The sequence below is a fragment of the Terrimonas ferruginea DSM 30193 genome, assembly GCF_000425585.1.
GTDB classification, from domain to species: domain Bacteria; phylum Bacteroidota; class Bacteroidia; order Chitinophagales; family Chitinophagaceae; genus Terrimonas; species Terrimonas ferruginea.
This window is the reverse complement of the sequence record NZ_AUDS01000009.1, coordinates 47466-62503: the sequence shown is the minus strand read 5'-3', so window position 1 is coordinate 62503 and position 15038 is coordinate 47466. Positions and strand designations below refer to the sequence as shown.

The 15038-nt window shown below is 48.2% G+C and carries 12 protein-coding genes; 8 read left to right on the top strand and 4 right to left on the bottom strand.

The window, feature by feature from the left end:
• Position 1 precedes the first annotated feature (1 nt).
• Positions 2-1324 carry a D-alanyl-D-alanine carboxypeptidase/D-alanyl-D-alanine endopeptidase gene (gene dacB / locus H608_RS0101855; RefSeq protein WP_028786180.1) on the bottom strand — a complete coding sequence of 441 codons (1323 nt, stop codon included), beginning with the start codon at positions 1322-1324 and terminating at the stop codon, positions 2-4.
• Positions 1325-1443: 119 nt separating this feature from the next.
• Here dacB and H608_RS0101850 point away from each other — a divergent pair, with 119 nt between their 5' ends.
• From H608_RS0101850 to H608_RS0101835, 4 genes are all read left to right on the top strand, one after another.
• A complete protein-coding gene (locus tag H608_RS0101850; protein ID WP_028786179.1) occupies positions 1444-2703 on the top strand; it encodes a CinA family nicotinamide mononucleotide deamidase-related protein in 1260 nt (419 codons plus the stop codon).
• A 151-nt stretch (positions 2704-2854) separates the two neighbouring features.
• Positions 2855-4180 carry a dihydrolipoamide acetyltransferase family protein gene (locus H608_RS0101845; protein ID WP_028786178.1) on the top strand — a complete coding sequence of 442 codons (1326 nt, stop codon included), beginning with the start codon at positions 2855-2857 and terminating at the stop codon, positions 4178-4180.
• Between the two features lie 27 nt (positions 4181-4207).
• On the top strand, positions 4208-4918 hold the full coding sequence (locus tag H608_RS20890; protein ID WP_081658757.1) for a DUF2490 domain-containing protein: 711 nt from the start codon (positions 4208-4210) through the stop codon (positions 4916-4918).
• Positions 4919-5094: 176 nt separating this feature from the next.
• Positions 5095-5811, top strand: coding sequence for a hypothetical protein (locus H608_RS0101835; protein WP_028786177.1), 717 nt, complete (start codon positions 5095-5097; stop codon positions 5809-5811).
• Here the strand turns inward: H608_RS0101835 and H608_RS0101830 are convergent, their stop codons facing one another.
• Positions 5812-6708 carry a DMT family transporter gene (locus tag H608_RS0101830; RefSeq protein ID WP_038006796.1) on the bottom strand — a complete coding sequence of 299 codons (897 nt, stop codon included), beginning with the start codon at positions 6706-6708 and terminating at the stop codon, positions 5812-5814.
• Positions 6709-7063: 355 nt separating this feature from the next.
• Here H608_RS0101830 and H608_RS0101825 point away from each other — a divergent pair, with 355 nt between their 5' ends.
• The 3 genes from H608_RS0101825 to H608_RS0101815 all read left to right on the top strand — a co-directional run bounded on the left by H608_RS0101825 (position 7064) and on the right by H608_RS0101815 (position 10384).
• The gene (locus H608_RS0101825) at positions 7064-8512 is read left to right on the top strand and encodes an arginine deiminase family protein (RefSeq protein WP_038006793.1); all 1449 of its coding nucleotides are present in this window, start codon (positions 7064-7066) and stop codon (positions 8510-8512) included.
• A gap of 9 nt (positions 8513-8521) precedes the next feature.
• Positions 8522-9436, top strand: coding sequence for a citrulline utilization hydrolase CtlX (ctlX, locus tag H608_RS0101820; RefSeq protein ID WP_028786174.1), 915 nt, complete (start codon positions 8522-8524; stop codon positions 9434-9436).
• A gap of 342 nt (positions 9437-9778) precedes the next feature.
• Positions 9779-10384 (top strand): DUF1684 domain-containing protein, encoded by a 606-nt coding sequence (locus H608_RS0101815; RefSeq protein ID WP_038006790.1) that lies wholly within the window; start codon positions 9779-9781, stop codon positions 10382-10384.
• Here H608_RS0101815 and H608_RS0101810 read toward each other — a convergent pair.
• Both H608_RS0101810 and H608_RS20885 read right to left on the bottom strand, forming a co-directional pair.
• Positions 10365-11273: an SDR family oxidoreductase gene (locus H608_RS0101810; protein ID WP_028786172.1), complete on the bottom strand. Its 909-nt coding sequence runs from the start codon at positions 11271-11273 to the stop codon at positions 10365-10367. The genes H608_RS0101815 and H608_RS0101810 overlap by 20 nt on opposite strands.
• Positions 11274-11415: 142 nt before the next feature.
• Positions 11416-13755: a prolyl oligopeptidase family serine peptidase gene (locus tag H608_RS20885; RefSeq protein WP_071836902.1), complete on the bottom strand. Its 2340-nt coding sequence runs from the start codon at positions 13753-13755 to the stop codon at positions 11416-11418.
• A 245-nt stretch (positions 13756-14000) separates the two neighbouring features.
• On the opposite strand from H608_RS20885, the gene pfkA reads away from it, so the two are divergent.
• Positions 14001-14984 carry a 6-phosphofructokinase gene (gene pfkA / locus H608_RS0101800; RefSeq protein WP_028786171.1) on the top strand — a complete coding sequence of 328 codons (984 nt, stop codon included), beginning with the start codon at positions 14001-14003 and terminating at the stop codon, positions 14982-14984.
• Positions 14985-15038 lie beyond the last annotated feature (54 nt).

The window sequence follows — 15038 nt, the reverse complement described above, 5'->3', positions numbered from 1 at the left end:
CTTATTTCAATACATCAAGCACTTTATACATTTTCTGCACCAGCGAAGAAGCTGCACCACTATAGTTATTTACCAAAAAAGAAAATACATAGGTCCTGCCGCCGGATGTGTGGTAGCCGCAGAAACCTTTTACACGGTTGATGGTGCCGCTTTTCATCCGCATATTGTTATAATCGGGCAGGGCATCATAGAATTTCGCGAACCACGGACGCTGGCGTGCATAACGCAGTATATCTGCCTGCGCATGAGTGGTCACCCGGTTTTGCGGCGATAATCCTGAACCATCACTCATGTTCAGCGCCGTTACGTCCAGGCCTTTCTCTTTCCAGAAATCCTTGAGAACATCGATGCCTGCATCGGTACCGGCTTCTTTTCCTTTTTCCTTACCCATGGCCTTTATTAACGCTTCGCCATAAAGGTTGATACTTTTTTTATTGAACCAGTAGACCAGCGAGTCCAGCGATGGGGAGGTATAGTCTACCAACGCAACAGCGTCGCCATTGCCGGATTTGCCGGCTATGGAAATACCTGCTTTGCGAAGCGCGCTGGTCAATTCGGCAATAAACTGTCCGCCCGGATCTTTTTCCGCACCGGAAATACGAAATGACTTTTCTCCGGCAGGAATGGTGCCGTCGACCAGGTTATCATAATAGATGTAAGCATTATCGCCTGTACCGCGTGCGGCTGTTTTCAAATCGTTGTTATAAAGCGCGGCATATCCTTCATCCAGTATGTCTACTTTATCTCCAATCTTATCACCCGATTTTAAGAGAAGATCAAATTGGTTTTCTTTCCAGTTTAGGGCGTGTGCGCCGGCTCCGTAATAATTGCCAATGTCCTGCCATATCCATCCGCCCGGAATGGCGGAGCGCGTGAAACCAGGTGCTTCGATACGGATACTTGCTACTGATGTTATTTTATTTGTCTTCAGGGATGTCACGATGCTATTGATGAATTCGTCCGGTTTTGTCGATGTCCATCTCCAACTGCCTAAAGCCGGATCACCGCTGGCAGTAATTACCAATTCGTTGTTGACCACACGAACTGTCGTGGTAAACCGGTAATCTGCTCCCAGCACTTCAAAGGCTGTCACACTCGTGATGATCTTTTGCGTGGAAGCCGGCGCCAATCCTGTTTCTTCATTTTTTGCAAATATTACTTTGCCGGATGCCGCATCGGTTACATACAACGAACTGATGGCATGTTTCAACTGGCTATCCGCCTCAAAAACGGCAAAAGCCTCACTGAGTTTTTTCGAAATGTCCTGCGCATGCAGTAGTCCCGACAGCAACAAAAGAGTTATAAATCCGGCGATTCGTTTCATGAAATGTTATTTATAAAAAACAGGACGGGAAAGATACGCCAGGCGCTGCAAAAGTTTTTACGCAGCCAAACTTATTTGGCACGTGCGTGTTACGGATATTTGCAGATAAATACGCACACATGCTCAACGCTTCCATCATTACCATCGGCGACGAACTGCTGATCGGCCAGACCATCGACACCAACAGCGCTTTCATTGCGCAGGAGTTGAACCGCATCGGCATCTGGGTACGCCGCCGTGTGGCTGTCGGTGATGTATACAAAGACATCTGGGAAGCACTCGACGAAGAGCGCAAACAATCTTCACTGATCATTATCACCGGTGGCCTCGGCCCTACTGCCGACGATATCACCAAGCCGCTGCTGTGTAACTATTTTGGTGGAAAAATGGTGACCGATCCCGGTGTATTGGAACATGTAAAATATTTGTTTGAAAAAATCTATCGCCGTCCCGGCCCCATACTCGAGCGCAATCTCCGTCAGGCCGATGTGCCGGACGTATGTACGGTATTGCACAATGCCAGAGGCTCCGCACCAGGCATGTGGTTTGAGGCAGAAGATAACCGCGTTTTTATTTCCCTGCCCGGCGTGCCGCATGAAATGAAAGGGCTGATACAAGACCAGGTGATTCCCCGGCTGCTGACCAGGTTTCCGCTGCCGGCCATCGTTCACCGCACGGCTTTTACGGCCGGTATGGGAGAATCGATGATTGCCGAGCGGTTGGTAGACTTTGAAGCTTCGTTGCCTCCTCATATTAAACTCGCTTACCTGCCAAGTTACGGCATGGTGCGGCTGCGGCTGACCTCGCAGGGGCCGGACCGCGAAACCGTGGAAAACGAGCTCCTGCCCTTCTTTGATCAGCTCAAGACATTCATCCAGGATGTGCTGGTTACCGATACCGATGAAGGATTGGAAATTGTCGTCGGCAGCATACTGAAAGGAAAAGGAAAAACGGTGGCCACCGCCGAAAGCTGCACCGGCGGTTATATCGCCCACCTGATCACGAGCATTCCGGGCTCTTCGGCTTATTACCAGGGCAGTGTAATCAGCTATGCCAACCAGATAAAGGAAAAAGTACTGGATGTGCCGCACGAAACGTTGCTGGCACACGGAGCCGTGAGCGAAGAAACCGTGATCGCCATGGCGCAGAATGCCCGTAAATTGCTGGGAACCGACTACGCGCTGGCCACTTCCGGTATTATGGGTCCGGACGGCGGCAGTGAAGAAAAACCGGTGGGAACCGTGTGGATTGCCGTAGCTGGTGCAGAACATACGGCCACACTCCTGCTCAACCTGCGGTTTGATCGTATGCGAAATATTGCCCAAACGGCGGCGCAGGCGCTCAACTTTTTACGAAAATTCATTCTTGCTCACGAATAATCGTGTTTACTTCCAAATCGTTATTTTTGCGGCGACGATGGAATTGCTTGCCTGTTGCCAGTGAGTACAACCTGGTATTCATTGCCCTGTTAACCGCCAGGTAGTAATCCCGTTGCCGGAATTTTTAAATATTAACCGCTCAATCAATAATATGGCGACAGTAGACCTGATAATGCCTAAGCTCGGAGAAAGTATTATGGAAGCCACCATCCTGAAATGGTTCAAGCAACCGGGTGATTCCGTAAAAATGGACGAAACTGTACTCGAAATCGCAACCGATAAAGTGGACAGCGAAGTGCCCAGCACAGCAGAAGGCGTCATCGAAGAAATTCTCTTCAAGGTCAACGATGTAGTACCTATCGGTACGGTCATCGCCCGCATCCGCCAGGGTGGCGAAGCGACTGCCTCCGCGCCGGCGCAAACAGTATCCGCGCCCGAACAACCCGCTGCTCCTGCCATACAGGCCGCTGTTGTATCGACGCAGGCGGCTGCACCAGCGGCATCTGCCGGTGGCGCACGTTTCTACTCTCCTTTGGTGCTGAACATCGCCGCCAGCGAAGGCATCAGCATGAGCGAACTGGAACAAATTCCCGGCACCGGCAACGAAGGCCGCGTGACCAAAAAAGATATCCTGCAATACCTCAGCCAGCGCAAATCCGGACAGGTTCCGGCGGCGCAGCAACCTGCAGTACAGGCACAGCCACAGCAGCAGTCTGCCCCGGCGACCATCGCTCCCCGCGAAACCCGGGCGATGACCACTTACTCCGGTAACGTGGAGATCATCGAAATGGACCGCATGCGGAAACTGATAGCCGATCACATGGTACGCAGCAAACATACCAGCCCGCACGTAACCAGCTTCACCGAAGCCGACGTTACCAACCTGGTAATGTGGCGCGACAAAGCGAAAAAAGAATTCGAACGCCGCGAGGGAACCAAGATCACTTTCACGCCGCTGTTTGTAGAAGCGATTGTAAAATGCATCAAAAAATTCCCCCTGATCAACTGTTCACTCGACGGTGACAAGATCATTATTAAAAAAGATATCAATATCGGCATGGCAACGGCGCTTCCCAGCGGCAACCTGATCGTGCCGGTGATCAAAAATGCCGACCAGCTCAACCTGGTAGGTCTTGCCAAACAAGTAAACGGCCTGGCCGACAGTGCCCGCAATGGCAAACTGAAAGCTGACGATACTCAGGGCGGCACTTTTACCCTCACCAACGTAGGCACATTCGGCAGCCTGATGGGCACGCCCATTATCAACCAGCCGCAGGTGGCCATACTGGCAGTTGGTGCCATCAAGAAAAGACCTGTGGTAGTGGAAACACCCATGGGCGATAGCATTGCCATACGTCACATGATGTATCTCAGCATGAGCTATGACCACCGCATTGTGGATGGAAGCCTCGGCGCTACCTTCCTCACAGCCGTAGCAAAAGAGCTGGAGAACTTCAGCCCCGATCGCGAGATCTGATCCCGGATGATCAATTAAACACTCAAAATGAGAACAGGCTTTTTGCTGCTCTTGCTGTCTGTCGCTGTCTTGTCGCACGGCCAGAAGAAGAATTTCGGTTCCTGGAACGTGATCAATACACGTATAACACTCGCTCCGAAGTGGGAAGCTTTCAATGAGCTGCAACTCCGTTCGCAGTCATTTTACAATGACCATTTTTATCATGAGGTAAAAGGCGGCGTGTCGTATTTCCTCAATAAAAACTTCTCACTGCTGATGGGCGTAGGCAAATACACCACCTACTCTGATCCGGGCAACTTCACCAAACCTGTTACCGCCAACGAAACACGTTTCTGGCAGCAGCTGACGATGAACAACTATCTCGATTTACTCAAATTTGAACATCGTTACCGCGTGGAACAACGCTGGTTCAAAACCGGCTACCGCAACCGCTTCCGTTACAGGCTGAATGCGGCCATGCCGATTGCCAAAAAGAAAATAGAGCCTAAAACATTTTACCTCGGCGCATTCAACGAAGTCTTTCTGACCAACAAAGCGCCTTATTTTGAACGCAACCGTTTCTTTGCGGGGATCGGTTACCAAATTTCCTCCTACTTCAGTGTACAGCCCGGTTATGTGTATCAATACGACTATCGCAATGAAGTCGGTGCCGGCAAACATTTCTTCCAGCTCACCCTCATGATCGACATCGACGGCGACAAGAATCCGAATGAACGGATTCCGGGGAACGTTGATTAATTTGATGATTTGATAATTTGAAAATTTGATGATTGAGTTCGCACATCACTTCCATATTACTATGAAGACCAATAAGGCATTTAACACAGCTATTCCCCCTACCTATTCCATTTTTAACTTTTGACTTTTTAATTTTTACTTTAAATTAGGATAACAGTTCACGAAAAACCGGGCATATGAAACAGTTATCCGAAACATGGTTTGCCGAAGGCTATATCGACTTTGAATTAAAGAAATACACCCTGCTCGCCTACCTGCAGCAGATCAATGGCCATTTCACCCAAAACAAACTCTATCCGCAACTGGCCGATCTTATTTTCCATTACAATAACATCATCGCTTTCCGCGAAAACAAAAAATACCTGCAGGAACAATTTCCCAAAAAACTGACAGGCATTCAACTGGAAAAACTGCAACTGTTATATGAGCAAATGATGGCAGATGATGAAGTGATGACGGAACTCGAACAGATTATCCATTACGCCGCAGAACGCATGCGCTCAACCATCCACAGCGGTACGGAAATCTATGAATTTGTAGAAGAAAAACTGAACATTTCCCCTATTGGCCTCATGCCACTCGATACACAGGAAGGGTATTTTTTCCTGAGCAATGGCAACGCGCGGCGTACACGCATTTACCACTATCGTTTATCTATTTTTGAAAAACGCGACGCGCGTTATCGCAGTATGCGTACCTCGTATGTGGACATGCGTTACCGCGGCATCAGCACTACCTACGAGCAAATAAAAGCGGAACTGATCCGCAGCAAACAGGAACTGCCCAACCCCGCCGTATATGCCATAGAAACGGAGTTGAAATTCCCGGTAGAGGAAACCTTGTTGCCGGTGGTAAAAAGAAGCCTGGTGAAATTTATTTCCGACGCTGCCTGATCAGTTCGTTTCCCGCCCGGCCAACTGACGACGCGAGGCCACACGCAACAGCGAGGTATGCACCACCACCGCAAAAATGATGACGGCAAAACCCAGGTAAAACCATTGACTGACCTGTTCGTTTTCTCCCGCTACCAAAAAAGCCAGCGTTACGCCGTAAACCGGTTCCAGGTTGTACGAAAGGTTAACTGTGAAGGCCGATAATTTCCGCAGCGCATTGGTGGATAGCCGCATCGCCAGCACGGTACACAACCACGCGAGTACCAATAACCAGAACCAATTAGACAGGTCGGGGAATAACTGATCGGTGGGAAAATAATACAGGTAAAACGGCATCACCAGTGACAAGGTGAGCCAGCCGCCGGTCATCTGCCAGGTAAGTACGGTTTCCACATTGATACGCTGTACTTCTTTGCGTAAAAAGATCGGGAACAAAGCCGCGAGGAAGGCAGAAACAAGCCCGATGATAATGCCTGTTTTGAAACGCGCATCGAAATGAAAAATGATATAGATGCCGGCAATGGCCATCAATCCCAATAGTAGTTCCATCAGCTTGAACGGCTGCCGGGTAAGCAGCGGTTCTAAAATAGCGCTGAAAAAACTCATGGCAGAGAGGCATACCAATGCAATGGAGATGTTGCCGTATTTGATGGCTCCGTAAAAGCTGACCCAGTGCAGGGCGGCAATAAAACCGATTCCGGTGATGCGCAGCTTATCCTTTGCCGGCAACGGAACGATCTTGCGTTGATAGCCCCAGAGTATCCACATGGTTACGGCTGTGATCAGCAGGCGATACCAGACCAGCAAACCTTCATTCAGGGTAATGAGTTTGCCCAGTAACCCGGTAAATCCGGCAAGGAAAACCGCTATATGCAATTGAAGGAAGGCTTTTTTCATTTCGGCACGCAAGATAGAAATTCAAAGGGCAAAAGTCAAAATTCAAAAGTGCGGAGTGAATGGTGAATCGTCAATCGTGAATGGTCAATCGTGAATAGTGAATGGTGAATGGTCAATCGTGAATGGCTGTTTACTTAAAACTTACAACTTATTACTTATAACGGCTGTTTTAACCTTAAAACTTATTACTTAATACTCCAACTTAACCGTATTTTTGTGCCGCGATTGCCTCTATGCGTTATTCATTTCTGACCATATTACCGGAACCAGCTTCCGGCCAGTTGCCGGCCATTCCGGACTAGCGCAATCGCTCCGCAGGGATTCCCTGCCTTTTCTTTTACCAAACCTGAGAAAGATGGCAAAAAATGACCTGGCTAAAGTCCATGTAAGTTCAGAAATAGGCACGCTTAAACGATTATTGGTCCACAGCCCCGACAGTGGTTTGGGAAAAGTGGTCCCCTCCAAAGCGCAGGACTGGCTTTTTGAAGACATCGTGCACCTCGAAACCATCCGTCGCAAAGAGTACGACTATTACACCAAAATCCTTTTATACTTTCTCGATCCGGGCAAGATCCGTGGACGCCTTCACGAGATCGACGATCCCGCTAACCGTTTCAATTTTTATAAACCTGATCACGCCGATTTCTACCGCTCAGAAAACGTGGTGGAACTGCAATGGCTGCTGGCCGATGTATTGGAAGACCGGGAGATCAAACTGAAACTGATCGCTTCCGTTTGCGCACTCGAGAATTGCAGTTATGAAATGCAGGAATCATTGGTAAACCTGACACCGGCGCAACTCGCCAAACTCTTTATCAGCGGTACCAATAATGAAAAGGAAATGCTTTTTCCTCCCGTGCCTAACTTTATTTTTACGCGCGACATCGGCATTGTAATCAACGATCATATCCTGCTCAACAAACCCGCGAAAAAAGCACGCACGCGTGAAGCATTATTGATAAAATATATTTTCTATAACCATCCGTTGTTTGCGCATTGCCGCGAGAACATCATCGAGTTGCCCGACACTTCACACCATTTCCTGCTGCCCCGCGACGGTGACGATAAAAAAGTAACCCTCGAAGGCGGCGACATCATGGTAGTGACCAAAGAGCATTTGCTGATCGGCATCAGCGAACGCACCACGATGGAAGCAGCACACCAGGCCATCCGCATTCTTTTTGAAAAAAATGTGGTCAAGAAAATAACGGTGGTAAAAATTCCGAAGAAGCGCGACTACATGCATATCGACACCGTTTTTACGCAGGTGAAGAAAAACATGTGGGTCATGCTGGGAGCCTTCTCCAAAAAGACCATAAAAATGGAAGACGCCGACCCCATCGAACGCGTATTGGACGAACGGAAAAAAGAAGACAAGATTCGCATTATTCAGTTCCGGAAGAAAGACCAGGAAAATCCTGTTCACTTCGACAACCTCGAAGAGCTGCTGGCCGACATCAGCAAACACGACCTGAAATGCGAAGAGAAAGTAAAATTCATCTACTCCGGCAACAACCAGTTCCCCTTCGATGCACGTGAACAATGGACCGATTCCTGCAACCTGCTTGCCTTGAAAGAGGGTGTGGTATTGGGTTACGACCGCAACGATAAAACGCTCGAAGCCTTTGAAGCGGCAGGATTCAAGATAGTGCCCGCACGCGAAATGATCGACAAACTCGAATCAGGAGAATGGACAACAGAAACATTGGAAGATACGCTCATCACCATGCCTTCTGCCGAACTATCGAGAGCACGCGGCGGATTCCATTGCATGAGCATGCCGCTCTGGCGGGAAGACATTTAAACGATACTTATGCAGACCACATCGCATATATTGATGATTCGTCCGGTACAGTTTGGCTTCAATGCACAAACTGCGGTGAACAATGCCTTTCAACAGGTGAACAATGAAACCGGGGTGCAGGAAAAAGCGCAACAGGAATTTGACCGGTTCGTGGCCCTGCTGCGCGGACATGGCGTGGACGTAACCGTGATCGATGATACACCGCAACCACATACACCCGATTCTATTTTTCCCAACAACTGGATATCCTTTCATCATGACGGCAGTGTGATACTCTATCCGATGTTTGCCGAAAACCGGCGACTGGAACGCAAACCACATATCATCGGAAAAATAGCGGAGCAATTCCGCATCGGGCGCACCACGGACCTATCTGATTTTGAAGCAAAAAATCTTTATCTGGAAGGCACCGGCAGCATGGTGCTGGACAGAACACATAAAGTGGCTTATGCCTGTCTTTCACCGCGCACGCATCCTGAAGTATTGAAGGCCTTTGCCGATGCCACCGGCTATGAAACGGTTGAATTCCATGCAGCCGATGCGCAGGGCGTGGCCATCTATCACACCAACGTATTGATGTGTATCGGTGATGACTATGCGGTGATCTGCCTCGACGCCATTCCTTCCAAAGAGGAGCGCAAGTATGTTGAAGAAAAATTGAAAGGGTCGCGCAAAACGGTCATCGCGATCACGCTTGATCAGATGAATCATTTTGCCGGAAATATGTTACAGGTGCAAAGCCTGCGCGGAAGAAAATTACTGGTAATGTCTACACAAGCCTTCAGTTCGCTTACGCCGGGACAGATAACAGAACTCTCCTCCTTCAACCCCATTGTACATGCGCCCCTGGATGTGATTGAGAAAAATGGCGGTGGCAGCGCGCGTTGTATGATGGCAGAGATTCATTTGCCAGGGAAGGGATAAGGTGTTAGGTAATAAGTTGTAAGTAGTAAGTTTTAAGTTGTAGGCTTCTTGGGGGCTCCTTATGCAGCTTTGCGTGAGACCGCTGCATTTTTTCACGCAGAGGCGCAAAGGAATTGAGACGCAAAGAATGGCTTCGGGCGCAACGGCCTCTATTCACGATTGACCATTCACCATTCACCATTCACTATTCACTATTCACCATTCACGATTGACGATTGACGATTCACTCCTGCCTTGTTTCAGATCAATTTTTCGCAAAAAAAACGTTCCTGCTTTTTTTTCGCTTTGTTATTGCACCGGAACTTATATATTTACCGCGAATCCTGAATGATACACCCTGAAATGAAGAACTTTTTCCTGCTAATCTTATTACTGTCCGGCCTGTCCGTCTTTTCCCAATCGCTGGACTACACAGACTCCCTCAACCAATACCGTGAGCAATATGTCGACGACCATGAAGTGGTAAAAGACGAAGACCATCAGTGGTTGCAATTTTACCCGATCGACAGCAATTTCCGCGTACATGCCCGCTTCGAATATATCCGGCAACCGCAATGGTTCACCATGGAAACTTCCGGAATGCAAAAACAGATTTACCGCACTTATGGCAAATTAACTTTCCGCTTACACGATACATTGGTGAAATTAAATGTCTACCAGTCGCAGCGGCTGATGGAATTGGACGAATACCGCGACTACCTGTTTCTTCCTTTTACCGATCACACCAATGGCGAAGGTTCGTATGAAATAGGCCGGTATATCGATCTGCGTTTTACCGATATTCATAACGGTGAAGTCGTACTCGATTTCAACAAAGCCTATAATCCTTATTGCGCTTATATTGAAGGACGTTTCAACTGTCCTATTCCTCCTTCGGAAAATTTTATTCCAATGGCCATTACAGCCGGTGAAAAGAAGTTTTCCAAACCTATTGCTTCGGGTAACTGATCGCTAGCGCTTCATCGATCGTCAACGGTTGATAATTAAAAAGCGCGCGGGCTTTGGTAATGTCAAGTCCTGTACGCAGCGGACGTTGTGCCGCAGATGGCAACTGTTCGTTTGATAGCGGTTTCAGCAATGTGCTATCGAGCTCCAGGTGTGCCGCCAGTTTGGTGGCGAGTTCAAATGGCGTGGCCACTTCCCCTCCGGCTACATGAATAATCCCCTGGTATTTGTTACGGGCAATAATGGCCAACGCCTTTGCCAGATCACCGGCATAAGTCGGCGTACGGACCTGATCTGTTACAGCATGATAAACCTCGCCGCGTTCGAGGTGATCTTTTACCTGCGACAGAAATTGCTGCTTACCTTCTACCGGTTCTCCAAATACAGCAACCGTGCGCACGATTGCCCAATCGCCCGCGAATTCGGAAACTGCCTGTTCCGCTTCAAGTTTCGTCCGACCATAGAAATTGATAGGTGAAGGCTCATCCGTTTCGGTATACAATCCTTTCTTGCCGTCGAATACAAAATCGGTGGAAAGAAAAATGAAGAAACTTCCGTTCTCTTCGGCGTTCATGGCCAGTTGCATGGTGGCTTCCACGTTAGTGAAGTAGGCTTCCCATTGATGTTGCTCGCACTCATCGGGTTTGCTCATTGCTCCCGCATGAATGATAACGTCCGGCTTTCCCTCTTCTACCATTGAATCCACTGCATAAGGATCGGTGAAGTCGAGACGTTTGTATACTACATTGGGCAAAGATGTCCATGGATGTCGTTGGTTGAGGCTTCCGAAGTCAGCTCGTCCTGTCGCCACAACGTCAAACCCATCGTTCGCTAGTGCAGGAATCAGGTAGTGACCAACGGAGCCTGTTGCGCCGGTTACGAGTACTTTCATGTTTGACAGGTCGAAAAGTTATAAGTTGTAAGTAGTAAGTGATAAGTTAAACAGCCATGGTTCGTGTATATACAAACCATGGCTGTTTATGGACGGTTCACTCATTGTCCATTGGCACATTTACGCACCTGTATATTACCTATTATTTCTTCTCCGGTGTTTTCTTACTGGGCGGTGGTGCTGCCGGCGTTGCTTCCGCGAGTTTGGCAGGCTGGTTTGATTTCACGCCTTCCTGTGTTTTCGGATCAACATATCCGCGGCCGGAGGCTGCTTCGATACGTTGCTTTTCTTCCCGTTTTTTCAATTCTTCAGGCGTTGGCATGCTTCCGTCAACATTCAGCAATTGTGCAGATTTACGTGCCGATTCAGCAGGATTGTTGTCGAACTCCATGCCCAGGTTATACATCACAAAGCTCCAGATATCGGTCGCTTCTTCGATCATCTTGCCCGTTGGCTTACCGGCACCATGCCCAGCGTTGGTTTCTATGCGGATCAATGCGGGATTAGGTCCTGTATAGTATTCCTGCATACGTGCAGCAAATTTGAATGAATGCGCCGGCACCACGCGGTCATCATGATCCGCTGTAGTGATCAGTGTAGCCGGATAGTTTACGCCTTTTTTCAGGTTGTGATAAGGAGAATATTTATACAGGTAACCAAACTGCTGCGCAGAGTCGGCACTGCCATATTCCACGGCCCAGCCCCACCCTACGGTAAATTTGTGATAACGCAGCATATCCAGTACACCAACCGCGGGCAGCGCCACTTTGAAGAGTTCCGGTTCCTGTGTAATGACAGCACCTACCAGCAGTCCGCCATTGCTGCCACCACGCAAAGCCAGCTTCTGATTGTTGGTGTAGTTGTTCTTGATAAGATAATTAGCGGCGGCTATGCAGTCGTCGAATACATTTTGTTTTTTATCCAGCATGCCGTCCTTATGCCATTTCTCACCATACTCGCTCCCTCCACGCAGGTTCACCACTGCATAGATACCACCCTGCTCAATGAAGAAGGCATTACTTACGCTGAAACCCGGTGTCATCGGCACATTAAACCCGCCGTAACCATAGATCAATACGGGATTGTTTCCGTTTCTCACCATGCCTTTGCGATAGGTCAGGAACATCGGTACACGTGTGCCGTCCTTACTGGTAAAAAACACCTGTTCTGTTACAAACATATCCGGATTAAAATTCACTTCAGCGGAACGGAAACGGTCTGACTTACCGGTAGCGATATTGTAACGATAAATGGTGGGAGGCGTGGCAAAAGATGAATAGTTATAGAAAAATTCTTTATCTGTTTTCTCACCACTGAACCCACTCGCGGAGCCCACACCCGGAAGCACGATCTCCCTGATCTGCTTGCCATCATAAGTATATTGGTACACTTTGGTTGCCGCATCTTTAAGATAGGTAAGGAAAAGCGAGCCGCCGCCGGTACCTGCACTTTGCAATACTTCGGGCTTTTCGGCTACGATCACTTTCCAATTTTCTTTCCTGGGATTCTTCGGATCGATGAGTACGATGCGATAGTTGAGCGCGCCATCATTGGTACGTACGAGTAATTTATCTCCGGCATTATCGATCACATCCGGATCGGTATTGAAACCCGCAATCAGCAGTTTGAATGCTTTTTGTTGCGGGTCTTTCAGGTCGCGATACCAGATCTCACCACCGCTTGTTCCCTGCGATACGTTCAGGATCAGGAAACGCTTGTCTTCCGTAAGACCTGCGCTATGGTAACGCAATGGATTTTTGCGGTCTTCATACACCAGTTGATCTTTACTCTGCGTATGACCTATTTGATGATAGAATACTTTATGATATTCATTTTTCTTGCTGAGCCGGGAAGCTGAATCAGGTTTATCATAACCTGAGTAATAGAACCCCTCATCGCCGTTCCAGCTTGCTGCGCTGAACTTCACCCATTCGATCTTGTCAGCTATACGTTTACGCGTAGCCGTTTCCATCACAAAAATTTCCTGCCAGTCGCTGCCGGCAACGGCCAGGCTGTAGGCGAGATATTTTCCTGATTTGCTGAAATAGATGCCACCGAGTGCGGCAATACCATCTTTGTTAAGCGTATTGGGGTTGAGGAATTCTTCTGCTTCCCCATCAAGGCCTTTCTGGCGATAAAGCACCGCCTGGTTCTGCAAACCATCATTCTTGAAGAAATAATAATAATCGCCTTTTTTGAAGGGAGAAGAATACTTGGGATAGTTCCACAATTTCTCCAGACGGTTGTATACTTGTTTGCGAAAGGGAATTTTAGCGAGATAATCAGCCGTCACAACGTTTTGATCTACTACCCATTTTTTGGTTTCGCTGCTATTGTCGTCTTCCAGCCAGCGATAAGGGTCTTCCACTTTGGTTCCGTGATAGTCATCGGTCACATTTTCCTTCCTGCTCACAGGATATTTCCATTGTGCTGTTGCGGAAATGGCACTTGTCATAAACAGTATAAAAAATATTTTTTTCATCTTGGTTAACTTTTACCGGGCTTAAAGATAAGGAAACGCAATCAAGACGAAATTTTTCGAAACCCCTGTTGAGACAAGCCTGTGATTCTCATCTTCTTCTAATCTGATCATGCACTTCTTTTGCACTAACACTCATTAGTACAAGTTCATATTATATTCATGTGTACGCACTACATAATCATGACAATGCCTTACTTTTGGAGCTTCGAAATTCCGCGTTTTTTTACATTGTTTACTACGATAATATGAGTAAGAAAGTCACCAGGATCGGCGTTTTAACATCAGGAGGAGATTCACCAGGCATGAATGCTGCCATTCGCGCGGTAGTGCGAACGGGGCTGTATCATGAACTGGAGGTTTTCGGTATCATGCGCGGGTACCAGGGCATGGTGGAAGATGATATTTTCAGAATGGAGTCGCGCTCGGTGGCTAACATCATTCAGCGTGGCGGAACTATTTTAAAAACTGCGCGGTGCAAAGAATTCTTTGAACCCGAAGGACGCAGAAAAGCATACGAGAACCTGCGGAAAAGAGGCATCGACGGGTTGGTGATCATCGGTGGGGATGGCAGCTTCCGCGGTGCACAGAAATTCAGTAACGAATACGATATCCCCTGCGTGGGCGTACCCGGTACCATCGACCGCGATATGGCAGGTACCGAAGTAACGATAGGTTTTGATACTGCCGTGAACACAGCCGTACAAGCCATCGATAAAATCCGCGATACCATGGATGCACACGACCGTGTATTCATCGTGGAGGTAATGGGACGTGATGCCGGTTACATCGCACTGCACAGCGGCATTGCTACAGGTGCAGAAAACATCCTGATCCCCGAAACAAAGACGGATATCGAAGCCATCATCGAAAGTTTGACCGAAAAAGAAAAGCGCAAGAAGCTGGTAAACCTGATCGTGGTGGCCGAAGGTGAAGAATTTGGAGGTGCCAACGAAGTAGCGAAAGTGATTCGTGAAAGAATGCCGAATGCCGATGTGCGTGTAACGGTATTGGGCCACATCCAGCGCGGCGGTACGCCCAGTTGCGAAGATCGCCTGGTAGCAAGTCACATGGGGTATTATGCCGTGGAAAGCCTGCTGCTCGGACGCAAAAATGTAATGGTAGGTGTGATCAATAACAAAATCCATTACACACCGTTGGATAAAGCAGTCAAAGAAAAACACAAGATCGGTCAGGAATGGATGAAGATTGTTAAGATCCTGGCCAGCTAATAAACTAATCAGCTGAAACCGGGTCGCTGGCTGATCCGGTGAGCGGCTTACAGA